The sequence below is a fragment of the Rhizobium sp. AG207R genome (genome assembly GCF_027109195.1).
Classification (GTDB): Bacteria; Pseudomonadota; Alphaproteobacteria; order Rhizobiales; family Rhizobiaceae; genus Rhizobium; species Rhizobium dioscoreae.
In genome coordinates this window covers 1-24,703 of sequence record NZ_JAEPVT010000013.1, presented here as the reverse complement: position 1 = coordinate 24,703, position 24,703 = coordinate 1, and the positions used below count along the sequence as shown (strand labels likewise).

At 59.6% G+C, this 24,703-nt stretch carries 25 protein-coding genes and 1 tRNA gene; 12 read left to right on the top strand and 14 right to left on the bottom strand.

The features are described 5' to 3' along the window. Window positions 1–9 precede the first annotated feature (9 nt). Both JJQ51_RS27005 and JJQ51_RS27000 read right to left on the bottom strand, forming a co-directional pair. Window positions 10–465, bottom strand: coding sequence for a GFA family protein (locus tag JJQ51_RS27005; protein ID WP_113351422.1), 456 nt, complete (start codon window positions 463–465; stop codon window positions 10–12). Between the two features lie 95 nt (window positions 466–560). Then, window positions 561–1,295 (bottom strand): type 1 glutamine amidotransferase, encoded by a 735-nt coding sequence (locus tag JJQ51_RS27000; RefSeq protein WP_113351423.1) that lies wholly within the window; start codon window positions 1,293–1,295, stop codon window positions 561–563. Between the two features lie 226 nt (window positions 1,296–1,521). On the opposite strand from JJQ51_RS27000, the gene JJQ51_RS26995 reads away from it, so the two are divergent. Beyond that, window positions 1,522–1,815, top strand: a complete 294-nt coding sequence (locus JJQ51_RS26995; RefSeq protein WP_034514177.1) for a SelT/SelW/SelH family protein — start codon at window positions 1,522–1,524, stop codon at window positions 1,813–1,815. An 18-nt stretch (window positions 1,816–1,833) separates the two neighbouring features. Here the strand turns inward: JJQ51_RS26995 and JJQ51_RS26990 are convergent, their stop codons facing one another. Continuing rightward, on the bottom strand, window positions 1,834–2,262 hold the full coding sequence (locus tag JJQ51_RS26990; protein ID WP_113329855.1) for a BA14K family protein: 429 nt from the start codon (window positions 2,260–2,262) through the stop codon (window positions 1,834–1,836). A gap of 189 nt (window positions 2,263–2,451) precedes the next feature. Here JJQ51_RS26990 and JJQ51_RS26985 point away from each other — a divergent pair, with 189 nt between their 5' ends. The 3 genes from JJQ51_RS26985 (at window position 2,452) to JJQ51_RS26975 (ending at window position 4,466) form a co-directional block, all read left to right on the top strand. Beyond that, window positions 2,452–3,873, top strand: a complete 1,422-nt coding sequence (locus JJQ51_RS26985; RefSeq protein ID WP_269245557.1) for a phosphomannomutase — start codon at window positions 2,452–2,454, stop codon at window positions 3,871–3,873. Window positions 3,874–3,965: 92 nt separating this feature from the next. Continuing rightward, a tRNA-Leu gene (locus tag JJQ51_RS26980) sits at window positions 3,966–4,050 on the top strand. Between the two features lie 287 nt (window positions 4,051–4,337). Beyond that, the gene (locus JJQ51_RS26975; protein WP_257714003.1) at window positions 4,338–4,466 is read left to right on the top strand and encodes a hypothetical protein; all 129 of its coding nucleotides are present in this window, start codon (window positions 4,338–4,340) and stop codon (window positions 4,464–4,466) included. A gap of 43 nt (window positions 4,467–4,509) precedes the next feature. Here the strand turns inward: JJQ51_RS26975 and JJQ51_RS26970 are convergent, their stop codons facing one another. Continuing rightward, complete coding sequence (locus JJQ51_RS26970; protein WP_113390827.1) at window positions 4,510–4,776, bottom strand: DUF982 domain-containing protein; 267 nt, start codon at window positions 4,774–4,776, stop codon at window positions 4,510–4,512. A 302-nt stretch (window positions 4,777–5,078) separates the two neighbouring features. Between JJQ51_RS26970 and JJQ51_RS26965 the strand changes: the two genes are divergently transcribed. Beyond that, window positions 5,079–5,261 (top strand): hypothetical protein, encoded by a 183-nt coding sequence (locus tag JJQ51_RS26965; RefSeq protein WP_069611006.1) that lies wholly within the window; start codon window positions 5,079–5,081, stop codon window positions 5,259–5,261. 225 nt (window positions 5,262–5,486) lie between these two features. On the opposite strand, the gene JJQ51_RS26960 is transcribed toward JJQ51_RS26965, so the two are convergent. Continuing rightward, the gene (locus tag JJQ51_RS26960) at window positions 5,487–6,263 is read right to left on the bottom strand and encodes an SDR family oxidoreductase (protein ID WP_113351427.1); all 777 of its coding nucleotides are present in this window, start codon (window positions 6,261–6,263) and stop codon (window positions 5,487–5,489) included. A 105-nt stretch (window positions 6,264–6,368) separates the two neighbouring features. Next, complete coding sequence (locus JJQ51_RS26955) at window positions 6,369–7,232, bottom strand: MurR/RpiR family transcriptional regulator (protein ID WP_113329839.1); 864 nt, start codon at window positions 7,230–7,232, stop codon at window positions 6,369–6,371. A 274-nt stretch (window positions 7,233–7,506) separates the two neighbouring features. On the opposite strand from JJQ51_RS26955, the gene JJQ51_RS26950 reads away from it, so the two are divergent. The 3 genes from JJQ51_RS26950 to JJQ51_RS26940 are packed head-to-tail and all read left to right on the top strand — an operon-like array spanning window position 7,507 to window position 10,596. Next, a complete protein-coding gene (locus JJQ51_RS26950) occupies window positions 7,507–7,992 on the top strand; it encodes a hypothetical protein (RefSeq protein WP_269245530.1) in 486 nt (161 codons plus the stop codon). An 11-nt stretch (window positions 7,993–8,003) separates the two neighbouring features. Next, complete coding sequence (locus JJQ51_RS26945) at window positions 8,004–9,479, top strand: M81 family metallopeptidase (RefSeq protein WP_269245529.1); 1,476 nt, start codon at window positions 8,004–8,006, stop codon at window positions 9,477–9,479. Between the two features lies 1 nt (window position 9,480). Beyond that, window positions 9,481–10,596, top strand: coding sequence for a D-TA family PLP-dependent enzyme (locus JJQ51_RS26940; protein ID WP_269245528.1), 1,116 nt, complete (start codon window positions 9,481–9,483; stop codon window positions 10,594–10,596). 173 nt (window positions 10,597–10,769) lie between these two features. Here the strand turns inward: JJQ51_RS26940 and JJQ51_RS26935 are convergent, their stop codons facing one another. The 6 genes from JJQ51_RS26935 to JJQ51_RS26910 form a co-directional block, all read right to left on the bottom strand. Then, complete coding sequence (locus JJQ51_RS26935; RefSeq protein ID WP_269245527.1) at window positions 10,770–11,903, bottom strand: ABC transporter ATP-binding protein; 1,134 nt, start codon at window positions 11,901–11,903, stop codon at window positions 10,770–10,772. An 84-nt stretch (window positions 11,904–11,987) separates the two neighbouring features. After that, window positions 11,988–13,217, bottom strand: coding sequence for an ABC transporter substrate-binding protein (locus JJQ51_RS26930; RefSeq protein WP_113329836.1), 1,230 nt, complete (start codon window positions 13,215–13,217; stop codon window positions 11,988–11,990). Between the two features lie 36 nt (window positions 13,218–13,253). Continuing rightward, window positions 13,254–14,111 carry a carbohydrate ABC transporter permease gene (locus tag JJQ51_RS26925; RefSeq protein ID WP_112722798.1) on the bottom strand — a complete coding sequence of 286 codons (858 nt, stop codon included), beginning with the start codon at window positions 14,109–14,111 and terminating at the stop codon, window positions 13,254–13,256. After that, window positions 14,108–14,995 carry a carbohydrate ABC transporter permease gene (locus JJQ51_RS26920; protein WP_113329835.1) on the bottom strand — a complete coding sequence of 296 codons (888 nt, stop codon included), beginning with the start codon at window positions 14,993–14,995 and terminating at the stop codon, window positions 14,108–14,110. The genes JJQ51_RS26925 and JJQ51_RS26920 overlap by 4 nt, the downstream gene beginning before the upstream one ends. 13 nt (window positions 14,996–15,008) lie before the next feature. After that, window positions 15,009–16,166, bottom strand: a complete 1,158-nt coding sequence (locus JJQ51_RS26915) for a Gfo/Idh/MocA family protein (protein WP_113329834.1) — start codon at window positions 16,164–16,166, stop codon at window positions 15,009–15,011. A 192-nt stretch (window positions 16,167–16,358) separates the two neighbouring features. Next, window positions 16,359–16,691, bottom strand: a complete 333-nt coding sequence (locus JJQ51_RS26910; protein ID WP_269245526.1) for a hypothetical protein — start codon at window positions 16,689–16,691, stop codon at window positions 16,359–16,361. Between the two features lie 248 nt (window positions 16,692–16,939). Between JJQ51_RS26910 and JJQ51_RS26905 the strand changes: the two genes are divergently transcribed. Then, complete coding sequence (locus tag JJQ51_RS26905; protein WP_269245525.1) at window positions 16,940–17,800, top strand: glycosyltransferase family 25 protein; 861 nt, start codon at window positions 16,940–16,942, stop codon at window positions 17,798–17,800. Between the two features lie 68 nt (window positions 17,801–17,868). Here JJQ51_RS26905 and JJQ51_RS26900 read toward each other — a convergent pair whose 3' ends face one another. Next, window positions 17,869–19,854, bottom strand: a complete 1,986-nt coding sequence (locus JJQ51_RS26900) for a polysaccharide biosynthesis protein (protein WP_113390821.1) — start codon at window positions 19,852–19,854, stop codon at window positions 17,869–17,871. 215 nt (window positions 19,855–20,069) lie between these two features. Beyond that, complete coding sequence (locus JJQ51_RS26895) at window positions 20,070–21,746, bottom strand: GumC family protein (RefSeq protein ID WP_269245524.1); 1,677 nt, start codon at window positions 21,744–21,746, stop codon at window positions 20,070–20,072. 194 nt (window positions 21,747–21,940) lie between these two features. Here JJQ51_RS26895 and JJQ51_RS26890 point away from each other — a divergent pair, with 194 nt between their 5' ends. The 3 genes from JJQ51_RS26890 to JJQ51_RS26880 form a co-directional block, all read left to right on the top strand. After that, window positions 21,941–23,020, top strand: coding sequence for a glycoside hydrolase family 5 protein (locus JJQ51_RS26890; protein ID WP_145323477.1), 1,080 nt, complete (start codon window positions 21,941–21,943; stop codon window positions 23,018–23,020). Between the two features lie 88 nt (window positions 23,021–23,108). Further along, window positions 23,109–24,344: a hypothetical protein gene (locus tag JJQ51_RS26885; RefSeq protein ID WP_112722803.1), complete on the top strand. Its 1,236-nt coding sequence runs from the start codon at window positions 23,109–23,111 to the stop codon at window positions 24,342–24,344. A 154-nt stretch (window positions 24,345–24,498) separates the two neighbouring features. Further along, on the top strand, window positions 24,499–24,703 hold a 205-nt coding region (locus JJQ51_RS26880; RefSeq protein WP_269245523.1), incomplete at its 3' end, for an ACT domain-containing protein.

Below are 24,703 nucleotides of genomic sequence, written 5' to 3'. Positions count from 1 at the left end.
GGTTTAACCTCACCCCTGCCCCATATATTCCTTCGTCAGCCCCTCATACTCTTCCATCGCCGGCAGTGCGGCATAGCTGTGCCTGGCCGGCGTCGTCACCCAGGGCAGCTTTTCGCTCGTCCAGGTCTCGATGAAGGGCGTGAACCAGCTGGTGTCGTCGAGCATGGTGGCGCGGACATTGACGAACCAGTCGACGCCTTCGAGCTTCGTGAACATCCAGCTCATGCAATGCGGGCAGAAATAATGATGGATGACATCGCCGTGCAGGCCGCCGATGACAGGCTCGCCCTGCATCACCTCGAAACCCTGCGTGGGGATGGCGGCGCTCAGCGAATAGGGGCCGGCCGTCATGCGCTGGCAGCCGGTGCAGTGGCAGGCCATGGTGAGCAGTGGCTTGGCGCTGATCTTCAACCGCACCTGCCCGCAACGGCAGCTGCCTTCGCTCGGTAATTCCAGCGTGCTCATGATGTCATTTACTCCTATTTCACAGCTTATCGACGCGCGGCACATCGCGATCGGATCCGGCGGTCGCGCAATTACTTAGAGGCCCGTTGCGATCCTCAAGCCTCTGCGACCTGAGGAAGTTCTGCCTGAGCGCCAATCGTCCGCACCCATGCCCTTGCGATGGCGAGGCCCGCCGTCTCAGCCGCTGCCGCATGCTTGGCCACAAGTTCCGGATACCGCTCGAGCCATCCCGGCTCCTTGCGTTCGATCGTTTCCTTGAATTCGCCGCGCCAGCGCTCGACCACGGCGGCATTGGCTTCGAAGTGAAACTGCGTGCCGTAGGTGGCGCGGCCGATGCGGAAGGCTTGGTTCGGCGTGATGCCGTTGGCGGCCAGGCGCGTGGCGCCAGCAGGCAAGGTAAAGGTGTCGCCATGCCATTCGAAGATGGTGAATTCGTCGCCAAGATCGGCGAGCAACGGGTCTTTCCTTCCCTCGTCGGTCAGGCCGACCGTCTTCCAGCCGAATTCATGGGCGGTGCCGAGCAGATTTTCGGCGTCGTAGGCGCGCGCCAGGATCTGGCTGCCGAGGCAGATGCCGAGCACGGCCTTATCCTCGCTTTCGAAGCGGCGCATGAGCTGCGCCAGCTCCGGCAGATAGGGATGGGTGTCGTCGTCGCGGGCGCTCTGCTCGCCACCGAGCACGGCCAGCGCATCCCAGGACGAGGTGTCCTTCGGCAAAGCCTCCCCGCTCCAGGGGCGAAACCAGTCAAGCTCGGCTCCGGCCTCCTCCAGCGCGATACCGAGAGCGCCAAGCGGGGTGTTCTTCATATTCTCGATGATGGCGACGCGCATACCGTTGATTCCCGAGCAATGTGACCACCGGAGATGAGCATGAGGCGGCGGGAGAGGCAAGTGGCCAGAGCGTTTCAACACTCAACGGAAATGTCCAACCACTCCGGCCGTCTTTCCTTGCGCAATTCCGGACGGAAAACCGCCTGGCACTTTTCCTGGAATTGCTTTGGCTTGCAGCGGGCTAAAGTTGAACCTAAATCTCAGCAAACAACGAAGGATCAGGACAATGAGCGACAAGCCGCGGATCACCATTCTCTACTGCACGCAATGCAACTGGCTGCTTCGCTCCGGCTGGATGGCGCAGGAGCTGCTGCAGACCTTTACCGACAGTCTTGGCGAAGTGGCGCTGATCCCCGGCACCGGCGGGGTCTTCGAAATCCGCATCGACGGCGAGCTGCTTTGGGAACGCAAGCGGGATGGCGGCTTTCCCGGGCCGAAGGAGCTGAAGCAGCGGGTGCGGGATGTCATCGACCCCGAACGCGATCTCGGCCATACCGACCGCGCATCGCTGGAGAGCTAGGCCCCGCTGCGCGGGGCATTAGTCGAAGGGCGAACGACAGGGCCTGGTACCGTTGTTGATCGTCGTATAGCTGTCGGTGCCGGGATTGTAGGTCCGGTAGCGCTCGGCGCACCAGGTCTGATGCCGCTTGAGCTGCTGGGCCGGCGAGGGATAGACTGTTCTCGGCGGTGGCGTAAAGGTTTCGCGCGGAGGAACCTGAACTCGCGGGCTGCCAAAGCGATTGAGGCCCCCGTTATAGGGTGGCGTGATCGGAAGCGGCTGACCTGGGCGGGTGTAGAACTGCCGCTCGCCGAAACCGAAACAGCCACGGGAATCGCAGATGACCGTATTGGTGCGCGGCGGAGTGATGAGCTTCCGGGAGTCCGAGGCGGCCGTAGCGAAATCCACCTGCGACAGCGAGGCAAGCGCGAGGACGCAGCCAAATGCGATCCTATGAAAAACAGCCATGACATACTCCTGTTCCGGACGCTGCGAACCTATGGCGGGCCGCCGCACCTCTTATCTTAGTTGGGGTCATGACGATGGCAAAACCAGTGCTGCCGCAACCGGAACCTATCGATCCACGATGAGTTGATCGCCGCCACCGCTTGCGCCATAACAGCCCGACCATTGCAAGGGAGATTGCCTGTGAGCAGCTTGAAATTCGGCACCAGCGGCCTTCGCGGCCTATCCGCAGACCTTACGGGACGGGCATCGGCGCTCTACGCGACGGCCTTTGCCCGTCATCTGCTGAAAAACGGCCATGCCAAACCGGGCGACCTCATCCTCGTCGGCCGCGATTTCCGCGAATCGAGCCCGGCGATCTCGGCCACCTGCATCGGCGCGCTGAAGCGGGCCGGCCTGACGCCGATCGACTGCGGCACATTGCCGACGCCGGCGCTGGCGCTTTACGGCCTGCAGCTGAAGGCCGCCTCGCTGATGATCACCGGCTCGCATATCCCCGCCGACCGAAACGGCATCAAATTCTATCGCCCTGATGGCGAAATCGACAAGCGCGACGAGGTGGCGATCAGCGAAGAGGCGCTTGCGATTGGCGATTCAGTGCTCGACGAAACCCCTGCCGAGGCGGAAAACCGCACGGCGGAGACGGAGGCGCTGTTCCTGGAGCGCAACAAGGGTCTGCTGCCTCCAGGCAGCCTCGCCGGCCTGACCATCGGCGTCTATCAGCACAGCACGGTGGCACGTGATCTCTTCGGTCAGGTGCTTACCCATTACGGCGCCCGCGTCGTGCCGCTCGGCCGCTCCGAGAGCTTCATTCCGGTCGATACCGAAGCGGTCTCAGCCGAAACCATCCGCCTCATGAAGGCTTGGGCGCCCGAGCACGGCCTGGATGCCATCGTCTCGGCTGATGGCGACGGTGACCGGCCGCTGGTCGCGGACGAAACCGGCGAGCCCCTGCGCGGCGATCTGCTTGGCCTCATCGCGGCAAATTTCCTCGGCGCCGATGTTGTGGTGACGCCGGTTACCTCCAATTCCGGCATCGAGGCCGCCGGTTCCTATGCCGTCACCCGCACCCGCGTCGGCTCGCCCTATGTGATCGCCGGCATGGACGAGGCCATCGCGGCCGGCAAAGCCAATGTCATGGGCTTCGAGGCTAATGGTGGCACGTTGACCGCCAGCCGCTTCACCGTCGAGGGAAAAGCTTTCGAGCCGCTGCCGACGCGCGACAGCTTTCTGCCGATTCTCGCGACGCTCTATGCCGCCGCCAAGGCACGCAAACCGCTTTCGGCGGTTGCCAGCAGCTACCGCCTGCCCTTTGCCGCCGCCGACCGTCTGGAGAATTTTCCCGTGGAAACCAGTGCCGCGCTGATGGCCTATCTGCGCGCCTCCGACGCCAATCTTTCGGATTTCCTGAAGCCGATCGCGACGGTCGCTTCCAAGAGCGATATCGACGGCCTGCGGGTGACACTTGTGGATAACCGAATCATCCATTTCCGCCCTTCCGGCAACGCGCCGGAAATGCGCTGCTACGTGGAAGCATCGAGCGAAAGCGAGGCAAAGGCCCTGCTGGAACAGGGACTTGGCCTGATCAGCGCATGGGCCGCAGCCCGGGTTTGACCCGGGCTCCACCCGCTTTTTTGACGATTGCCACGAAAACTTCAAAAACCCTGTTGACACCGGACGGCCACCCCCTTACATGCGTGTCCGTCGCCCAGATGGCGGAATTGGTAGACGCGCAGGTTTCAGGTACCTGTGCCGCGAGGCGTGGAGGTTCGAGTCCTCTTCTGGGCACCATTTCCTTTCTTGAGAAACACGGATTTCTCAAAGATTTCAAGATTTAGCGAGCTCTTGCAATGCCGCTTCCGGTTCGCCGGGAGTTCATAAGAACTTGTCTTGAAATCGGCTATCCGGATGAAAGCCGGCCTTTCGGCATCCCTGAATAATCGTCCTTTGAACGGATCCCTGATGCCCGCCGCTGGCAGGCGATGAATGCCTGGTCAACAGCTGCCGCCCAGTGTCTTTAAATCATTGACTATCGAAGAAGAGATCGACCTAATGGGGCAAACCCTGAGGGACGTTTGATGGACCACAAGAGCGACTGGTACGACCTGATTGTTGGCAACGGCAATGTCAACGAAGGACTAGGGAGGATGATAGGGTTCATCCTCGCCGTCATCATAATCCTCAGCCTTATCTTCTGGGCAATCTGAGCGCCTCTCGCCGAGGGAGGCTGTCGCCCCTGTCTTACATCAACTAGTGAAGGCTTCCCGAATCCGGCCTGACGCTAAGTCCGGCCTCACGCACCGCCTCCAGAAAAGCCTTTCGCGACCGCTCGGCGGAAACCTTGCCAAGAACGGCATCGAGGCAAACCAGCACGGCCTCATCCATTGCCGGGCCGCCATTGACCGGCCACTCCTCGCTCATGCAGTTTGCCGCGTCCAGCGCGTTGGTGATGATCGCGAAATGGCCGATGCCATCGAGATCGACTATGACGGGATTGTTCCAATCACCATATTCCATGGCAGCCCTCCTCGCCTTTACGCTACAAGCCCATAACGGGAGCAGCGGCGAGATGTTCCTGGGCTCTGCGCAGGGCGTTAAGATTTTCTTGCGGCGCCTCATCGGATGTGACCGGATACGAGACGCTCTGTATGGAAACCGCGATGGGCAACCACCAGTCAAATATCCCAATCAGGGCAGTGACCGAGATCCGCGCTTCCCGCTGTGTGCAAACCTCCATCCCGTTATGGCGCTACCTCGCGCAACGTTATCTCGTTAACTTTTGCCGAAGGGAGGAAAAGACGAATAAGGGGAACAATAAAATGGACCACGTCTGCAACCTGCTCTGGCTCGCCTTCAGTGTCGCTCTTCTCTTTGCCGCGTTGAACCGGCGGCTCGTCGGTGATTACGTCGCCATGTGGTATCTGCTCGTTATTACCGTGGTGACAGTGATGGCCTGGGCGGGTTTCTTCCCGACCGACATGGCGACGCTGCGCGCAGGCTAGAGCGCTCCGGCGCCACAACCATGCAATTCTGCCTACCTTTGCTCGATAACAGTCAGGCACCAAAAGCCGCCGAAAACCTATCTCGGCAGCCTGAAGCATGAATAAAGGTCCAGCCGGCGCTCCAAAGCGCGTCCATGTCGACCGACCATACTCCCGCGCTCGCGAGACCAGCTGTTTTGGGGATGATAGGGACGGCTGTATTCCATTCCCCTTCGGCGTAGCCCGTCAGTAGTGCTCGGACTGGGAGAAAGTATGGGCGAGCTCCGCCTGCCCCGCCGTCAGGCCGCAATCGACAGGCAGGCAAACGCCAGTGATCGCCGAGGCAAGCGGACTTGCGAGGAAAGAGACGGCATTGGCGACATCGGCCGGATCGACGACGCGCCGCAGCGCATACCAGCGTTTTGCCTCCTCGAAGACATTCGGGTTTGCGGCGGCGCGCGCTTCCCAGGCCTGGGTGCGCACTGTGCCGGGCGCGACCGCATTCGAACGGATGCCGAACTTGCCGTATTCGACCGCGACCAGCCGGGTGAAATGCAGAAGCCCGGCCTTGGCCGCGCTATAGGCCGGATGGCCGAAGACGGCCATACCGTTGACGGAGGCGATATTGATCACCGACCCCTTCGACGCCTTCAGCATGTCCTCGACGGCGCGGAAGCAGAGAAAAGCCGCTTCGAGATTGAGGGCATTGTCGGCACGCCAGATGGCCGGCGTGGTATCATGAAGACTGACGGCGCGAGCGGCACCGGCATTGTTGACGAGCGTCTTCACCCCGCCGAGATCCGATGCGGCCTTTGCCATGGCGGCAACATCGGCATCGCTGGTGATATCCGCCTTGAACGTGACGAAACGCTCCGCCGGGCCGAGTTCTCCAACAGCCTTCTGCATGGCCGCCTCGTCGATATCGACGAGCAGGATGATGTCGTGGTCATCCGCCAGGCGTTTTGCAATGGCACGGCCGATATCGCCGGCAGCCCCCGTGACGATGGCGACGGATTTGCTCATATCATATTCCTTCGATCGATTCCCCGAGCGGCTTGATCCGCCACCCTATGTTGTTGTTTCGGCGGAGCCCAATGTGATGAGCGTCGCCGACTTCGCGAAACTGCTCTAATCTCCAAGAAGCTGACGGTCGTCGCCATCGCGATGGGTGACGAGCTGCTGCTTGATACGGCGCAGCGTCACCGTTGCCTGCGGCTGAATGCGATAGGCGACCAGGCTAGCGAGAATGTCCACCACGGCCAGATAGGCGATGCGGGTCGATGTCGGCCGATAGATATTGTCTCCTTCCGGCAGGTCGACGGGCACCGTAATCTCGGCGGCGCGGGCCACCGGACTTTCACTCTGCGTCAGGGCGATGGTCGGCACCTTGGCTTCGCGTGCCAGCGCAAAAGCGCGCACCAGCTCGGCGTTGCGGCCGGAGAAGGAAGAGCCGATCAGCACGTCCGTCGGCTTGGCGGCGGCAGCCATCATCAGCTGCATGCTGTGGTCGGAGCTCGCGGTAATGCGAAGGCCGAGCCGGAACAGGCGGTTCTGCAGCTCGGTCGCGATCATAGAGGAATTGCCACCGGAGCCGAAGGCATAGATCATCTCCGCACTGGCGAGGCGGTTCGCCGCCCGCTCGATGGCGGCAACATCCAGCCCGCGATGCAGCAGGAAGAGTGCGTTCTGCGCCTTGGTAATAATATCCTGGGCAACGTCGGCCGGTGCGATGCTCTTCGGCTCGGGCTTCAGATAGCGCATGCCGACATAGGCTGTCCGCGCAAGCTGCACCTTGAAATCGGAAAAGCTTTCGCAGCCCAGACGTCGGCAGAAACGCGTCACCGTCGGCGGCGAGACATCCGCCTTGCCCGCAAGCTCGATAATGGAAGCATTGACGGCGAATTCGAAATCATTGAGGACGATGTCGGCGATACGGATTTCCGATTGCGAAAGCCGGCCTCTCTCTTCCTGCATGGTCGTGAAGATATCCATCAGCCCCCCTTCGTCGCTGCTTCACCCACGTTTGACACGTAGTCAGCGACACGATCCATCTCAATCTTCCTGATCCCGCCGGCGCCTGTGGACAGGCGTATGCGCAGAAGCAGCTCGTCATTCGTTCTCGTTTCGCCGGAACCGTGACATGCGATGGCCACCATGCGGTTCCTGCAAATTATTTTCTTGATACGTTGACAAATGACCATAGAAAGCGGAATTTGGCCAGTGAAAATCGCAAATTATGAAAAGAATTTAAATGACGGCGGATGCTATGCGTGATCCTTTCAAGAATCCCTTCCCTGCCAGCGATACCGCCAGGCATTCGATCTGGGAGATGCTCGTCCCGCGCGATATCGATGCTTTTCTTGCCGCTGATTGGTCGATGGTCGCGGGCGATTTCGTCGAAGAGGGCTTTATCGGCATCGATGGCAAGCGCGCGGTCAGCCCGGACAAATGGCGCCTCGCCTTCCCGACGCTGTCCGCCTATCGCGACGAGTGGCTGCGCCAGGCACGCGACTTCGCCACGCAATCCTTCGCCGAAGATCCGCGCACGGCCATCTTCACGACAACGACCCTCGAAGACATCGAGATCGAAGGCGATATGGCACTGGTGCGCAAGAAGTTCGACGGCAGCCTGAAGAAGTCGGATGGCGGCATCGACGTGATGAAGTGGCAGACACTTTATTACTGCCGCCTGCATAAAGGAAGCTGGAAGATCTGCGGCTTCACCGGCTATCTGCCGAACCCCATGGAATAGAGGCGACAGCATTGCGCATTTTCACGGCGGCCCTTGCGACCGAGACGAATACCTTCTCCCCTATCTGCGTCGACCGGCGCGCCTTCGAAGCCTCTCTTTATGCGCCGCCGGGCACACATCCGGAAACGCCGACGCTATGTTCCGCACCGATCACTGTGGGACGTCGTATCGCGGTGGAAAAGGGCTGGGAGGTGATCGAGGGCACCTCCACCTGGGCCGATCCGGCCGGTTTGGTCAATCGCCGTACCTATGAGGAACTGCGCGACGAAATTCTTGAGCAATTGCGCGCGGCAATGCCTGTCGATGCTGTCGTTCTCGGACTGCACGGCGCCATGGTTGCGGATGGTTACGAGGATACGGAAGGTGATTTCCTATCGCGCGTGCGCGACATCGTCGGGCCGGATATCCTGATCTGCGCCGAGCTCGATCCGCATAGCCATCTGACGGCGAAGCGCCTCGCGGCCGCCGATTTCTTCGTCTATTTCAAGGAATTCCCGCATACGGATTTCGTCGATCGCGCCGAGGACCTCTGGCGGATCGCAATCGATACGCTAGAAGGCCGCGTGAAGCCGGTCATGTCGGCCTTCGACTGCCGCATGATCGATGTTTTTCCGACCTCGCGCGACCCCATGCGCTCTTTCGTCGACAAGATTATGGCGATGGAAAAAAGTGACGCCGATATTCTTTCGATTTCGGTCATTCATGGTTTCATGGCCGGCGACGTGCCGGAGATGGGTACGAAGCTGCTCGTCGTCACAGATAATAAGCCGGATAAAGGTTCCGCAATCGCCCGCGATCTCGGCCTGGAACTCTTCTCAAAGCGCGGCACCTTCATCATGCCGCAGATCGACGAGAAGCAGGCGGTAAGCGAGGCCATGGCTGCCGCTTCGGGTCCGGTCGTCATAGCCGATCTTTGGGATAATCCCGGCGGCGGCACGGCAGGCGACGCAACGGTCATCCTGCAGGAATTGCTCGATCGCGGCGCTACCGACACGGCGATCGGCACGATCTGGGACCCGATGGCCGTACAGATCTGCATGGCGGCCGGCGAAGGCGCGAAAATCCCCCTGCGTTTTGGCGCCAAATCGGCACCGGGCACGGGCAATCCGATCGACGGTCTCGTCAAGATCGTTCGCCTGGTTCCGAATGCCGAAATGCGTTTCGGTGAGAGCTTCGCTCCCTTCGGCGATGCCGCACATATTCAGCTCGATGGCATCGACATCATCCTGAATTCGACGCGCGCGCAGAGCTTCGATCCGAGCCTGTTTTCCGTCATGGGCATCGACCCCAGCACGAAAAAGATCCTGGTCATCAAATCGACCAATCATTTCTACGCGTCCTTCTCCAAGATCGCATCGCAGATCCTTTACTGCTCCGCAGGAACGCCTTATCCCAACAATCCGGCGCGCACGCCCTACCGCCGCGCGCGAAAGGATATCTGGCCGATGGTGGCGGACCCCTTTGCAGAAGAACGGAAAGACGCCTGACATGGCTCCGAATATCGCTCACGACATTGCCTTGGAAATCAGCCCCAAGCCGGGCGACACGGTCGACAGCCTCTCCACGCCACGCCCGATCATCGACGAAGACCGGCTGGCTGCGAATATTGCGCGCGTGCAGTCCTACATGGATGCGCACGGACTGAATTTCCGCCCGCACATTAAGACGCACAAGATTCCGGCCCTCGCACGCGCCCAGGTCGCCGCCGGCGCCAAGGGCATCAACTGCCAGAAGATCACAGAGGCGGAAGTCTTCGCCAATGCAGGTTTCGAAGATATCCTGATCACCTTCAATATCCTAGGGGCTGAGAAGCTCGCACGGCTTTCGGCTTTGAACGACCGTATATCCGGCCTCAAGCTCGTGGCCGACAGCACCGTGACGGTTGATGGACTTTCCGGCTGGTTCGCCGCCCGCAAGCCGCTGACCGTGCTGGTCGAATGCGATACCGGCGGCGCGCGCTGCGGCGTGCAATCGCCAGAGCAGGCGGCCGCTCTCGGCAAGCATATCGCCAGCAAGCCCGGTCTCGTCTTCGGTGGCTTGATGAGCTATCCGAAGCCGAACAACGCCGCCGCGACGCAGGCTTTCCTCGTCGAAGCAGTAGCGCAGCTGAAGAATGATGGCATCGAATGCCCGATCGTCAGCAATGGCGGCACCCCAAGCCTTTTTGAGGCCCACCTCGTCACGGCCGCTACCGAGCATCGCGCCGGAACCTACATCTATAATGACCGCTCGATGGTGCGTGCGGGCCATTGCCGGGAAGAGGATTGCGCCATGCACATCCTTGCGACCGTCGTTTCCCGACCAACCGAAGACCGCGCCGTCATCGATGCCGGCTCGAAGGCTTTGACTTCCGACCTTCTCGGTTTTGCCGATTACGGTCAGGTGGTCGACTATCCCGATGCCGTCATCAAGGGGCTATCGGAAGAGCATGGTGTCATCGATCTGTCGAACTGCGCAGGCGCTCGTCCTGAGATCGGCGACAAGATCCGCATCATACCGAACCACACCTGCGTCGTTTCCAATCTCTTCGACCAGATGGTGTTCCATCGCGATGGCGTCGTCACCCGCGTCGAAGAGGTAGCAGCTCGCGGTCTGGTCTGGTAGGGCGATCCCTCACCCGCCTTCGTGGTTCGAGACGGCCCTTTGAGCCTCCTCACCAAGAGGGCAGACTCTCCGCGCTGTAGCCCAAGAACGGTAAGCCGTATCGAGGACCAGGTTTACCCCATCCTCACCCTGAGCTTGTCGAAGGGCGAGGATAGCCAGCAATCACCTCTCCGTCAGGAAGCAGCCTGGTTCAGCAAGTCCATGTCGATTTCGGTCAGTTCCACCCGCCGCTCGAAAGCCTGGCCGTTTTCATCGAAGAGATGGCAATCGCCGAGGCGGATACCAGTCTTCAGGGGTGCGTCCATGCGGATGGCGGCGCTGCCGGGCAGCGTCGCACAGAAATTCTCGTCGATGCCATCAGCCGTGGCATAGGCGACCGTTTGGGCGCCGAGCCGCTCCACGACCGTCGGTACGATCGTGAGGGTCAGATCACCATCGCCAAGCTGGACATGCTCCGGCCGGATGCCGAGGGTCAATGCCTTGCCGGCAAAGCCTGGACGCGGCGTGACGGGCAGCAGCACCTTCTGCCCCTTATACTCCACCTCCACACCCGCATCGCTGACGCCTGTGCAAATGACGGGCAGAAAATTCATCTTCGGATTGCCGATGAAGCGGGCAACGAAGGTATTTGCCGGCTTGTGATAAAGCTCCAGCGGCGCACCGACCTGCGATATCTCGCCGGCGTTCAGCACAACGATGCGGTCGGCCATGGTCATAGCCTCAACCTGATCATGCGTCACGTAGATCATGGTTGCCTGCAACTGGCGGTGCAGCTTGGCGAGCTCGATGCGCATATCGGCACGCAACGCAGCATCGAGGTTGGACAGTGGCTCGTCAAAGAGGAAGATCTTCGGCTCGCGCACGATCGCACGGCCGATGGCGACACGCTGGCGCTGACCGCCGGACAGCTGACCCGGCTTTTCCTGAAGGCGTTTATCGAGGTGCAGGATACGCGCAGCATTCTCGACCTTGGCCTTGAGTTTGTCCTCCGCCATCTTCTCCACCCGCAGCGGGAAGGCGATGTTTTCGAACACCGACATATGCGGATAGAGAGCATAGGACTGGAAGACCATGGCGATGCCGCGCTTGACGGGCGGCAGATCATTGACGCGGGCGCCATCGATCTTGATGTCGCCGCTGGTCACATCGTCGAGGCCGGCAATCATGCGCAGCAGGGTCGACTTGCCGCAGCCGGACGGGCCGACGAAGACGATGAACTCACCGTCATTGACGTCGAGCTCGACGCCCTTGATGACCTCAAAATGACCGTAAGATTTTTTGACCTGATTAAGGTGCAGCTTTCCCAAACTCTGTCTCCGCGCGGCGCCGCCATGGGGCGGGCAGGGCTCCAAAGGCCGCGCGCATTGCGCGCGGCCCGGTGACTTGCAGGCTTACTTGTACTGCTCGAGATCGGCAGCGGCCTTCTTCAGCGCATCTGCCGGCTGAGCCTGACCGGTGACGACCGACTGGACCATGGAGATCATCACGTTCTGGAAGCCCTTGTAGTCCTTGAAGAGCGGCTCGGGACCACCATAGGCGATGCCGTCGATGAACGGCTTCCAGGAAGCATCCTTCTTGACGAACTCGTCAACCATCGGAGACGGGCGCAGTGGTGTGAGGCCTGCGCCGCCCTGGAGTTCGTATTCTCCCTGCGGGCCGGGAGACGTGATGAACTTGGCGAATTCGATCGCCTTGTCCTCAACGCCGCTGCCCTTGAAGACGGCAAGGCTGTCGGTGATGAGCAGCGTGCCCTGACCCTTGGCCGAAGGACCGAGCGGCAGCGGTGCCACGCCCCAATTGATCTTTGTTTCCTTCAGACGAGCGGCGGCACCGGAGCCGGCCTGGATCATGCCGACCTTGCCATCGAGGAAGATGGCGCGCATTTCGTTCTGTTCGTAAGCGGTCGGCCCTTCGACCGAGTAGGGCGTGATGTCCTTGTAGGCCTGGAGAGCTGCCAGAACCTCGGGGCTATCGAGAACGATCTTATCGCCGTCGATGACCTTGCCGTTGTTGGTGTAAACCCAATGCAGGAACTGGTGCATGGTGTTATCGAAGGTCTTGGCCGAGAGGCCATAGCCCGGAATGCCGGTCTTTTCCTTGATCGCCTTGGCGTCGGCGATTTCTTCAGCCCAGGTGGTCGGCGGCTTTTCCGGATCAAGACCTGCCTTCTTGAAGAGATCCTTGTTCCAGTAGAGCGCCTTTGTCGAGAAGGCGATCGGTGTGCCCCACTGCTGCCCATCGAAGGTAACCGTCCCAACGATGCCCGGATAATAAGCCTTCTTCTCTTCGTCCGTCATCGGAATCGGAACGATCAGGTCGTTGTCAGCGAACTGCTTCAGCGTGCGCGAGCCGACATAAGCCATGGCAACCGGCGTGCCGGCTGCGGCGAGCGTGGTTGCCTTGTCCTGGCACTGCTCCCAACCGACGACCTCAGGCTTGACGGCCCAGCCCGGATTCTTGTCTTCCCACTGCTTGATGTACTTCACATGGATCGGATCGATGCTGTCGCCGCAATAGATCCAGCTGATTTCCTTGTCGGCGGCCTGGGCGTTTACGGCGCCAAGCACGGTGGAGCCGAGCAAAGCAAGGGCGAGAAGCCCCGTCTTGAAATGGAATGTCACGTTTAAGCTCCCGTTCTCTCTGGTGGTTGATTGATTTTATTGCTTCACCGCGCCAGCGGTCAAACCGCTGACGAGATACCGTTGCAGGAAGAAGATCACGACCAGAGCCGGCGCGATGCCGACGAAACTTGCGGCCATGAGTTCGTTCCAGACGACCTCCTGCCGGCCAAAATAGGCAAAAAGCCCAACTGGCAGCGGCATGTATTCCGTCTTCGAATTGAAGGTGAGCGCATAGATGAACTGCTGCGCGTAGGAACCGATGAAAGTGGTAATGGCGACGACGGTGATGCCCGGCATGGCGATCGGCAGGATGACGCGGCGCAGCGTATAGAAATGGCTTGCTCCATCGACAAAGGCCGCTTCGTCGAGTTCCTTCGGAATGCGCATCATATAGGTGCGCAGCAACCAAATCCCAGAGGGAATGAGGAAAGCGACACCCGGTACGATCATGGCAAGATAGGTGTTCAAAAAGCCGAAAGAGCGCATGAGCCGGAACAGCGGGATCAGCAGTACGGCACCGGAAAACATGTTGACTGCCAGGAAGGCGCCAAGCAGCAGGCCAGAACCTCGGAACTCGAAACGAGCGAAGGCATAGGCGGCCGGCACGACGAGAATCAGCACGATGACAGTGCTCACACCGGAAATCAGGAAGGAATTGAAGATATACCAGCCGAAACCGGGCACGCTGGTCCACATCGTGCGATAGGCTGCAAAGGAACCATTTTCGGGAATGAACCGATAGGGCGACGAGAAAAGCTGGCTGAGCGGCTTCAGCGAGACCAGGAACCCCTCGACGAAGGGCGCCAGCACGAAGGTCAGGAACAGGAGGATCCCGGCATAGATGCCGATGAGTTCGTACCACTTGTAGCGATTGATCATGGCGGGCTGGCTCATCGCTGCTTTGCTCCCGTGGAAAAGCGGCTGGTCAGGCGGAAATAGGCAAGGCAGAAGATCGACAGGAAGATGCAGATCAGCACCGCGCGGGCAGCGCCTTCACCATATTTGTAAGATCCGATCGCAGTGCGATAGGTGTCGATGATCATCGTCGTCGTCTCGCCGTTCGGGCCGCCGCGCGTCAGGATCCAGATGATATCGAAGGAATTGAAAGTGGCGATCAGCGACAACATCGACATGGTGACCAGCGACGGCACCAGCAGCGGCAGGGTGATGCGGCGGAAGCGATAGAAGCGGCCGGCGCCATCCGTCCAGGCAGCTTCGTAGAGATCATGCGGGATCGCCTGCATGGCCGCCAGCATATAAAGAGTGACCATCGGCACGCCGATCCAGACGTCGGTAATGATCGTCGCCCAGAAGGCCGTGCTGCCATAGGCGAGGAACGCCACCGGGCTGTCGACGATGCCGAAACGCTGCAGCATGCCCGAAATCATGCCGAACTGGCCATTATACATCCAGCCCCACATGAAGATGCCGATCGCCATCGGCACAACCCAGGGCGGCATGGTCAAGACGCGGAAAAGCGCGCGGCCCGGAACAGCGGAATTCAACAGCGCCGCGCCCAGCGTGCCGATGATCATTTTGATCGACACGGAGAAGAACGTCCAGATGAAAGTCCGGACGATGACGCCTGCGAAAGTGTCGTTGAAGATCTTCGCGTAGTTCTCGAAACCGACCCAATTCGTCACCTTCTTCAACGATGCATCGGTGAAGGACAGGATTATGGTGTCGACCAGCGGATAGGCGACGATGACGGTGACGTAAAGGAGAGCCGGAAAAAGAAGGAGCCAGGCGAAGATGACCGTGCCGCGTTGAACACCCATCCTGCGCCCCTCCCTAGGCGGCTCTTGAATGAAGCGCTTCGTCGAACTCGTCCCAGATCGGCCGGAGATCGACGACGGTCTTCTTCATGCGGGCCTCGTCCATCGAGAGCGCGAGAATGCCGGCTTCCAGCGCATTCTGGGTCGACACCGGCAGATGCAGGCCCGTCTTGACGTGCGCGATAATATCCGCGGCCATCTGTTCGTCGGCGCCATAGTGCTGCGAAAGCGTGGTGGCCGCGTAGGTCTTCTCGATCACCTTCCTGCCGGTCAGCATCTCATGGACATTGAAATAACCGCGGATGAAATCGCCCTCGGCCATGCCGCGCGAGCCCATGATGGCGAAACGGCGGAACTGGTCAGGCACGTTGAGATTGGTGTGGAAGTTCATGCCGACACCATTGGCATACTCAATGATCGCGACCTGATAGTCTATGATGTCGCCGTCACTGTCGAAGACCTTGTCAGACCCCATCCAACCGCTCGGCTTGCGATGGAAGAGCTCGAGATCGTTGATGCCTTCCCGCGCGGGATCGTTTTCCGGAATGAAGCTCTTGCGGCCGCCAAAGCTTGCGACCCGCTCCGGCCGCGCGCCAACCACGCCATTATAGAGATCGAGATCGTGGCAGCATTTTTCCAACATGAAACTGCCGGAATAATGTTCGTATCGGCGCCAGTCACGCATGAAGAAGGCGCCGTGATAGGGTTCGATATGCTCGGCAGCCTCGATGGAAACGACATGGCCAAGCTTCCCCTCGGCCTGGGCAGCCAGGAGATCGCGGTACATCGGCGAATAGCGCAGTACGAGGCCGACATTCAGGCGCTCATGACCGAATTTCGCCATGAGGCGGGCAAGCTCGATACTGTCCTTGATGGTCGTGACGATCGGCTTTTCGCAGAAAATCTTGAGGCCGGCCTCGAGGCCGATGCGGATGTGATCGAGATGCATGTGGTTCGGCGAACCGATCATCAAGAGGTCGATCTTTTCGTTGGCAATCAGATCCTGGGGTGTTGCATAGGCCTTTCCGGCTGAGATGCCCCGTTCGAGCAAACCAGGCAGGCCCGCGGGTTCCGGATCGACATATCCTGCAATCTCGAAGCTCTCGTCGATCGCCTTGAAGACATAGCCCAGATAGCCTAGGCGGAATCCCAGCCCAATGATTCCAACGCGCATGCTTTTATGTTCCCATTACGTAATTTATTTTCGTAACCTTGGGGCAAATTTTCGCATTCGTCAACGACGTTCGCGCATTTAACCAAAAACATGAAATTTATTTTCAGACCACCAACAAAACCTACCGACGCGAACATGAAGCCACGCTCGCCTTGATTGCGCTGCTGCTTAATTCGGCAGAATGCCTACGACTTATCTATCCGGCCCGTTATATTGCCAATATTGGTAGTTCGGCTTTCTGGTGCTGCTGGAAATGACGCCATTCCGATCGCAAACGTAACCGAGGCGCGGCAAGCCGCGGTAGAACGGACCTTCGTGAAAATAATCGGCGTACACGGTGGCGGTGCGACATTGAAACTTCTCGTCATCAGCCATTTTCGGCGCAGTAACTCCCGGAAGGTCCTTGTAAGGATAGACGGGAGCTACATATGGCTTGGGGAGGAGCGGATTGTCGGCAAGTGCGGCCGCCGGCATCAAGACCGCAAGGGACAGGGCAGCAATGGCGATTTTCGACTTGATCCACATATACTGCTACGCTCCTTTACAAATGCGAGCGCAACGACCACACACCGCATATCACAGATATAATGGGGCTGGGGTCATGCGCCAACGGGTTCCCCGATCAAAATCATGCGCACGGGATGGTTTCCGCATCGCCGACGCGGGCCATTCACGCTACGTTACACCAAAAAAAATGCTTTTATCTGCAAATACAATGCAGGCGTGTGCAAGCGATTTGCGACAAGTCATAAGCATGTTATATAGTATGAAAATTGTCATCCTGGTTGTTGTCGGCGCGATTTCTGTTTGAAGGAGTAACAGTCATTCTCGAACAGATTAATCGTATCCCGCCTCTTGTTGACCCGGAGATTGCTGACGATGCCGCTCAGCAGGTTTCCATTTATGTCATCAATCTTGATCGCTCGCGTGATCGCTGGGAACGACTGTGCAACCAGGCCGTCGAATATGATCTGCATATCACGCGCGTTCCTGCCGTCGACGGACGTGTCGTCGCGGAGGCAGACCGCGTCGATTTTTATCCGCATTCGTTCATCTATCACAACGGCCGCAAGCTCCTGCCGGGAGAGTACGGATGCTACCGCAGCCATCTGATTGCGCTGGAGCAATTCGTCGCAAGCGGCGACAAGATGGCGATCATCATGGAAGACGACGTCGAGCTCAACGAGAAGCTTATCCCGCGTGCAATCGCAGCGATGGAAAGCGTCCAGGGGGCGCGTCTCGTCAAGCTCGTCAATCATCGCCTTGTCGGCTTCAAGCCGATCTGCGAAACCAGCGAAAACGATGTCGTCGGCCGCTGCATGCATGGTCCGCAGGGATCGGCTGCCTGTTATATCGTCAACCGCAAGGCGGCCAAGAAGCTGCTGACGACGCTGAAGCCCATGCTTCTTCCCTACGACGTCGCCTTGGAACGCGGCTGGTCAACCGGCGTCGAGACATTCACGACCTTTGAAAACCTGGTCGATTTCAGCCCGCATCGCGCCCACACCACGATCGGCAAACGCGTGCATTACCGCGCGGTAAAGCGGCATCCCCTGTTGCGGCTCACGGCACATTGGTTCCGCACCTGCGATCAAGTGCGCCGCTGGTACTACGCCATCGCGATGAAGCAGTAGCTGCGGCAAAGCTGCGAGGCCAAACCCGAAAGCATTAAAAGACGCCGGTGTCGTGACAGGACACGCGCCTATAGCTGTGCAACGTTATCAAGGTTCGGCTGATCGACCGTCAGATCCGTCTCGCGCTCGCGATAGACCAGATCAACCACTTCGCTGCTCGGCGCATAGCCAGAAACGAGCTTTTGCAGCAGGGCTTTCGCCAAGGGAATGTCGTTTTCATCCAGTGCCGCCTCGAGCGCGGCGAGCCGCCTCGACAGCTCCGGCCAGGGCAGGAAATCCTCCTTGGCCTGCATGATGCGCGGATGGCTGGTCGGCTGCGGGTTGTCGCCGATCAACAGTTCCTCAAAAAGCTTCTCGCCCGGTCGAAGGCCGGTGATTTCAAGCTCGATATCACCATCCGGCTCGTCCTGGTCCCGCACGGTCAGACCGGACAATTCCACCATTCGCCGCGCGAGATCGGCAATGCGTACCGGTTCGCCCATGTCGAGCAGGAAGACATCGCCGCCGCCCGACATCGCGCCCGCCTGGATCACAAGCTGCGACGCCTCGGGAATGGTCATGAAATAGCGGGTGATATCGGGATGCGTCAGCGTGATCGGGCCGCCGTCGCGGATCTGCTGGCGAAAAAGCGGCACGACCGAACCGGATGAGCCGAGCACGTTGCCGAAACGCACCATGGCGAAATTGGTACTGTCGGTGCCAGGCTTGCGATCTGCATCCATCGCCTGCAGCACCATTTCCGCCAACCGCTTGCTGGCGCCCATGATGTTGGTCGGACGCACGGCCTTGTCGGTGCTGATGAGGACGAAATTTTCGACACCATGATCGCGCGCAGCTTCGGCCGCTATCTGCGTTCCCTGCACATTGTTGCGAATGCCTTCGACGGGATTGTATTCGACGAGCGGCACATGCTTGTACGCAGCGGCATGATAGACGGTCTTCGGCCGCCAGGCCTGCATGATCTGTCTGATCCGCTGGCCATCGCGGACGGAAGCCAGGAAGGGAATGATGCGCACATCGGCAGCGTGGCCGGCGGAGGCGGCCGCCTTCTCCAGCTCGCCATGAATGGCATAAAGGGCGAACTCGCTCTGTTCGATCAGCAACAGAGAGGACGGACCGTTCTTCAGGATCTGGCGGCAGAGTTCGCTGCCGATCGAGCCGCCGGCACCGGTGACCATGACGACCTTGCCGCGAATGTTCTTCTCGATCAGACCGCGATCGGGAGCGATAACGTTGCGGCCGAGCAGATCCTCGATATCAAGCTCGCGCAGATCCGAAACCGCGACGCGGCCCTGCGCGAGCGCCGTCAGATCTGGCATGGTCCGTACGGTGACGCGAGCTTTGCGCATGTCTTCGAGGATTTCGTTGCGCCGCTGTCGCGTGGCATTCGGCAGGGCGAGCAAGACGCCCTTGATCTCGCCTGAGACTACGAGCGCCGGCAGATCGGCCGGATCGTAGATCGGCAGCCCGCCCATAATGCTGCCATGCAGGTTGCGATCGTCGTCGAGATAGCCGACGACGTTCAGCTCCGCGCTGTTGGCAAGCGCGCCCGCAAGCTGACGCCCTGAAGCACCGGCACCGTAGACCAGCACCTTGGCAAGCTGATTGCGATTGAGAAGGCGCTGATAGGCGTTGCCAAGCCAGTAGCGTGTCCACATGCGCGACAGGCCGATCGCGATCAGCAGCAGCAAGGGCTGCAATATGCCGACGGTGCGCGGCACGCCCGGCACGCTGATGGCGGTAAAGATCGTCATGAAGGCGAGCGCATAGATCGCCACCGCCTTGACGACCGTCACGAACGCCGAAAGGCCGGCATAGCGGAAGATGGCGCGGTAAAGGCCGAGGACGATGAAGATCGGAATGGCGAGCAGAAGGGAGACGATCGCCGGCAGCCACTCGACGCCTTCGAGGATGACCCAATCGTCAAGGCGAAGACAATAGGCAAACCAGACCGTCAGCACACACAAGCTGGCATCGACCAGCAGCGCAAGCGCGCGCTTGGTGGAGCGCGGCAACGCCAGAAACGGCAGAACGAGTTTATCCGCGGGCACCATCGATCAGCTTTCCCTGGCGCCAGTCATCGGAGCAACGCACCGCTTTTCTCGCATAGATTGTCTCACAAAGTATCGCACAACGCTTAATGACCGTATCGCGCTTCCATTAGCAAGACCCAATCATCCCCAGCGCCGATTTACATTTAGAACAGTCGGCGCGCAATTGCATCCTCAATGCTGAAAAAGGCAGCCGATGCGAAAGGGTAAGACGATGGTCACTTGCCGAAATAGCCGCGGATGACGGGATGCCGAAACAGGCCGAGGAGAACGGCAAACGCCATGCCAAGACCGGCACCAAAGATTGCGCCGGCGATCAGCCCGGCCACCATCATCACCTTGCGGCTCGGCCCATCCGCCTTCAGTGGCGGTTCCGCCTCCGAGATCACGCGAATATTGCTCTGCGAGAGGTCCTGGGCATCGCTCGCCTGACCGGACCGTTTCAGCAGTGATTCATAGAGATTGCGAGCCGCGGTCGCCTTGCGCTGCAGCTCGTTCAGGCCGACAAGCTTGCCTGAGGTATTGACCTGCGAGGCCTTCTGTACTGCCAGTTCTTTGGCGATATCCTGCTCGGCCTTCTGTGCCTGCTCATAATCGGCGCGGGCCGAGGTCATCTGCCGCTGCAGCTCCGCGCGGATTTCGGCGGCGAGGCTATCCAGCGACGATTTCGCGGCGAGCAGGCGCGGATGGCGGGTGCCGAGCTGGCTTTGAAGGCTGCCGACATTGGCCGCCATCGTCGCGTATTGCTGCCGCAGGCTGCTCAATGCCGTCGATGTCACCCCTGCGGACGGATTGTTGGAGACCACATCTTCAAAGCTGAGCTTGCCGGCAGCGTCCGCGCGGGCTCTTGCCTCGATCGTTTTCTGCTGGGCCGTTACCAATAGGTCGTTCAGAGCGGTCAGACGTTTGTCGGAGATCAGATTGCCCTCGACGGCCACCATGTCGTTGTCGGCGCGATAGGTTTCGACGGCCTTTTCGGCTGACAGTACCTGCTGGCGCAGATCCTCCAGGCGGGAATCGAGCGCCGTATTGCTGTTCTTGTAGGTGCTCGCAGCCGCCTTGCTCTCTTCCTCCATGAAGGAGGTCACAAGCTGGTTGGCGATCTCGGCCGATTTTTGAGGATCGCTCGTCGTCACCTTGGCATTGACGACGTAGGTGCTGGATTCGCGGGCGATCTGCACGGCTTTCGCCAAGGCGGCGGTGGCCACATATTTTGCCGCCTCGCCAGTGGCGCCACCATTGAATTTCGGATCCTGATCGAGTTTCAGCGCATCGACGACGCGCCCTAGCACCTTGCCGGAAGACAGGATCTGCGTCTGGCTGTCGATCATCGTCGTGATCAATTCCGGTGGCGTCGGCGCCTGCTGGGCGGAATCGGAGCCTCCGACCGGCCGAGGGTCGAAATAGAGGCTGGTCTCGGCGGTGAATTTCTGCGGAATAAGGGGAATGACCGCTCCGCCCAGAACGGCGCCGGCGCCTGCCAGGGCAAGAACAACGAACTTCTTCGCCCAGATCGAAGCGATGGCCGATCGAAGATCAAGCAAAGGCAATTTTGCCGCCGGTATCGATGCCGTCGGAGCAGCGACAGATGCCGGTACAACAGCAACCTGCTCGACAGTAGGCACCGCAGCGGTGACAACCGGCTCGGAAACGGAGCGGGGGGCCACCGGCTCCTCAACATCGGATCGCTTCGGCGGACTTTGCGGAACGGCGGCATCCGGAATGGGCGCCTCAAGCTCTTCGGAATGTGCCATGGGCTCAGCAGCGGCGACGAAATCCCGAGGGCGCAAGACAGGACTGCGCAAGCGCATACCGTCGCGCCGTATGTCAGACGGCTCGGTATCGCGCCAACCCGCAAGTCGGTCCGATCTCTTGCTTCGTTCCATTGAGCTCATGGCAGACTTTCAATGCTCCGCAGACGCATTCCACGCAGCAGGTGCCGGAAGTTTAGAAACGTTTGGCTAACGGAACATTAAGGACGCTCTCAGGAAATCGCGTGGCACGCGCGCGCATGATCCATCCCTTCATCATTGCTCAACACCATTATCCCTATGAAAAGCCACACGCGCACGGAAGGCAGGGCCATGCAATGACCGCATCGATGACGAAAACTCTGCGACGCCTGCTGGCCGCCACGATCATGCTCGCTTTCACGGCGCAGGCGGAAAGCCCCCTTGCGGCGCAGCAACTATGCTATCGCGGCGTCAATCTGTCCGGTGCGGAATATGGCGAGCGCGGCGGGGTCGTGAATGTAAATTACACATATCCGTCCGAACAGACCGTGCGCTATTTCGCGGAAAAAGGCATGAATACAATCCGCCTTCCCTTCCGATGGGAACGGCTGCAGCCCGTGCTCGGAGCACCTCTCGATGATGACGAACTGCAGCGGCTGAAGGATGCCGTCGATCTCATCCAGAAGCATGGAATGACAGTCGTTCTCGATCCCCACAATTACGCCTATTACGACAAGACGCAGCTCAAGCAGGCTCCCGCGACCGATCTTGCTTTCGGCGATTTCTGGGCGCGGCTTGCGGTGGAGTTCTCCAATCGAAAGGGCGTCGCCTTCGGCCTGATGAACGAGCCCCACGATATCAAGGCTCCCGATTGGCTCGAACTTGCCAACACCGCCATCCGCAGCATCCGAACCATCGGCGCGCGCAATCTCATTCTCGTACCCGGAACGAACTGGACGGGGGCGCATAGCTGGTCGGCCGACGTTCTGGGCGGCGGCGCCAATGGCACGGTCATGCTCGGCGTCAAGGACCCGATCGATTTCTACGCCTTCGAATTCCACCAATATCTGGATTCGGACAGTTCGGGCACGCACCCGGTCTGCGACGGCACCGACAAAGCCGTGAAGGGCATGAACGACGTTACCGACTGGCTGCGCAAGAACGGGAAGCGCGGATTCCTCGGTGAATTCGGCGTCGCCGCCAATGATGGTTGCCTCGACGGTCTCAAACAGGTTCTCGACATCATGAACGCCAACAGCGACGTGTGGCTCGGCTGGACCTATTGGGCCGCCGGCGACTGGTGGCCGCCGGAGGAGCCGCTCAACGTCCAGCCACACAACGGCCGCGACAAGCCGCAGATGAAGGTTCTTACCGAGGGGCTCAATCGAAAAGTGTCGCTGGCAGCCTCATGCGCGTTGGTCAAGCCGGCGAAATGATCAGTGACGGGCAGCCGGCTCTTTGTCGCGAATCATCGGCCTGATATGCTGCCGCCGCCAGTGAAGACGTCACCACTCCGGATATCTGATGCAACGTTCAGGCGAAAAGCAGCCGATCAATTTCGTCATTCTCACGATTTCGCTGCTGGCGGTCTGCTATAACTGCATCCTTGCCTTCATCAATCACAATATCACACCGCTGACGCCGAGCTCCGTCGTGCTGTCCGAAGTGCTGTTGCAGGTCGCCGCCTTCACCTACCTGCTGACGAAAGGCATATATGAGGAGGACATAGCACCGCTCCTTTATCTGCTGCTGACCATCGTGCTGACGGTTTTCGTCATCGCCATCAACAAGCAGGCCTATATCGATCATCTCCGCAACGTGATGATCATCTTCGCTTTTTCGATCATGGGGCGGCTTGCCAACGAGCGGACCGTCAAGCTTGCCTTCAAGATTTCATGCTTCATCGTGCTTGCCGTGCTTGTCCTGGAAATCGTGTCGGTCAAGGAATATGTCGCGCTGTTTCATCCGGCCGAATATTTTCAGAATACGCGCGGCGTGCCGCCGGCGACCTATAGCGATATCGGCCTGTTTCGCGGCGCGCTTGGATTCGAGGGCCGGTTCTCTTTCGGCCTGATCGACCACCGATCGTCCTCCATCTTCCTGGAGCAGGTCTCGCTTGCCAATTTCTGCGGCGTGATGGTGCTGTATCTGATCAGCTTCTCCAATCGTCTCGGTTTGCTGGACCGGCTGCTGTTTTTCTCGACGGTCGTGCTGATCCTGCTGACGAACGACACACGCACGATGCTGATCTTCAGCCTCATCTGCGTTGCGGGCTATTTCATCTATCCATGGCTCCCGAAGACGCTCGACCTGCTGACGATGCCCGGCATCATCGTTGTCGGCTTCGTCATTCACGCGCTCGAGCCGAGCGTGACGGGCGATAATTTCGTCGGGCGCATCAATGGCACGGTCAAAGCCTTCCTCGGCATGGACCTGCAGAGCACGATCGGGCTGCAGCTCGATCAGGTCGGCATCTTTTTCGACAGCGGATATGTCTACATCATCTATGGCGCCACCATCTTCGGCCTGATTCTGTTCTGGCTCTACGCCTCGCTCTATCCGGGCGGCGAAACGGTCAATCAGCGACGCCTTGGCCATGCGCTTTCCCTTTTCCTGTTCCTCAATCTGATGATCGGCTCCACAGCCATCTTCTCCATGAAGACGGCCGGACTGGTCTGGCTTCTTGTGGGATTCCTGAAATTCAACGAGGGAAGTCTGGCGAAACCACCGCAAAAGCTTTCGCTGGCAACCGGCGGCTGAGGCGGGGATACGCCGTTCGAAGACGCAACGGGAACGGCTTTTTGCCCGCCATCCTGCCTAAATATCCGTCGAAACATGGCTGGGGGGAGGTATTTCCCAGACCTCCGATTTCATCTAAGCAGGCGGACATCCTCGGGATAGAAGAGATAAAGACATGACGAGCTATGTATTGACAGTGACGTGCCAATCGACGCGTGGGATCGTTGCGGCGATTTCGAACTATCTGGCCGGACAGGGCTGCAACATCGTCGATTCCAGCCAGTTCGACGATCTCGATACCGGCAAGTTCTTCATGCGCGTCTCCTTCATCTCCGAGGAAGGGGTGGGGCAGGCAGCGCTCGTCGAAGGCTTCAAGCCGA

Bases quoted from the DNA above. Each gene is read 5' to 3' on its own strand.
- JJQ51_RS27005 (WP_113351422.1), bottom strand. From the start codon at position 465: ATGAGCACGCTGGAATTACCGAGCGAAGGCAGCTGCCGTTGCGGGCAG.
- JJQ51_RS27000 (WP_113351423.1), bottom strand. From the start codon at position 1,295: ATGCGCGTCGCCATCATCGAGAATATGAAGAACACCCCGCTTGGCGCT.
- JJQ51_RS26995 (WP_034514177.1), top strand. From the start codon at position 1,522: ATGAGCGACAAGCCGCGGATCACCATTCTCTACTGCACGCAATGCAAC.
- JJQ51_RS26990 (WP_113329855.1), bottom strand. From the start codon at position 2,262: ATGGCTGTTTTTCATAGGATCGCATTTGGCTGCGTCCTCGCGCTTGCC.
- JJQ51_RS26975 (WP_257714003.1), top strand. From the start codon at position 4,338: ATGGACCACAAGAGCGACTGGTACGACCTGATTGTTGGCAACGGCAAT.
- JJQ51_RS26970 (WP_113390827.1), bottom strand. From the start codon at position 4,776: ATGGAATATGGTGATTGGAACAATCCCGTCATAGTCGATCTCGATGGC.
- JJQ51_RS26965 (WP_069611006.1), top strand. From the start codon at position 5,079: ATGGACCACGTCTGCAACCTGCTCTGGCTCGCCTTCAGTGTCGCTCTT.
- JJQ51_RS26960 (WP_113351427.1), bottom strand. From the start codon at position 6,263: ATGAGCAAATCCGTCGCCATCGTCACGGGGGCTGCCGGCGATATCGGC.
- JJQ51_RS26955 (WP_113329839.1), bottom strand. From the start codon at position 7,232: ATGGATATCTTCACGACCATGCAGGAAGAGAGAGGCCGGCTTTCGCAA.
- JJQ51_RS26950 (WP_269245530.1), top strand. From the start codon at position 7,507: ATGCGTGATCCTTTCAAGAATCCCTTCCCTGCCAGCGATACCGCCAGG.
- JJQ51_RS26940 (WP_269245528.1), top strand. From the start codon at position 9,481: ATGGCTCCGAATATCGCTCACGACATTGCCTTGGAAATCAGCCCCAAG.
- JJQ51_RS26925 (WP_112722798.1), bottom strand. From the start codon at position 14,111: ATGAGCCAGCCCGCCATGATCAATCGCTACAAGTGGTACGAACTCATC.
- JJQ51_RS26920 (WP_113329835.1), bottom strand. From the start codon at position 14,995: ATGGGTGTTCAACGCGGCACGGTCATCTTCGCCTGGCTCCTTCTTTTT.
- JJQ51_RS26915 (WP_113329834.1), bottom strand. From the start codon at position 16,166: ATGCGCGTTGGAATCATTGGGCTGGGATTCCGCCTAGGCTATCTGGGC.
- JJQ51_RS26910 (WP_269245526.1), bottom strand. From the start codon at position 16,691: ATGTGGATCAAGTCGAAAATCGCCATTGCTGCCCTGTCCCTTGCGGTC.
- JJQ51_RS26900 (WP_113390821.1), bottom strand. From the start codon at position 19,854: ATGGTGCCCGCGGATAAACTCGTTCTGCCGTTTCTGGCGTTGCCGCGC.
- JJQ51_RS26895 (WP_269245524.1), bottom strand. From the start codon at position 21,746: ATGAGCTCAATGGAACGAAGCAAGAGATCGGACCGACTTGCGGGTTGG.
- JJQ51_RS26890 (WP_145323477.1), top strand. From the start codon at position 21,941: ATGACCGCATCGATGACGAAAACTCTGCGACGCCTGCTGGCCGCCACG.
- JJQ51_RS26885 (WP_112722803.1), top strand. From the start codon at position 23,109: ATGCAACGTTCAGGCGAAAAGCAGCCGATCAATTTCGTCATTCTCACG.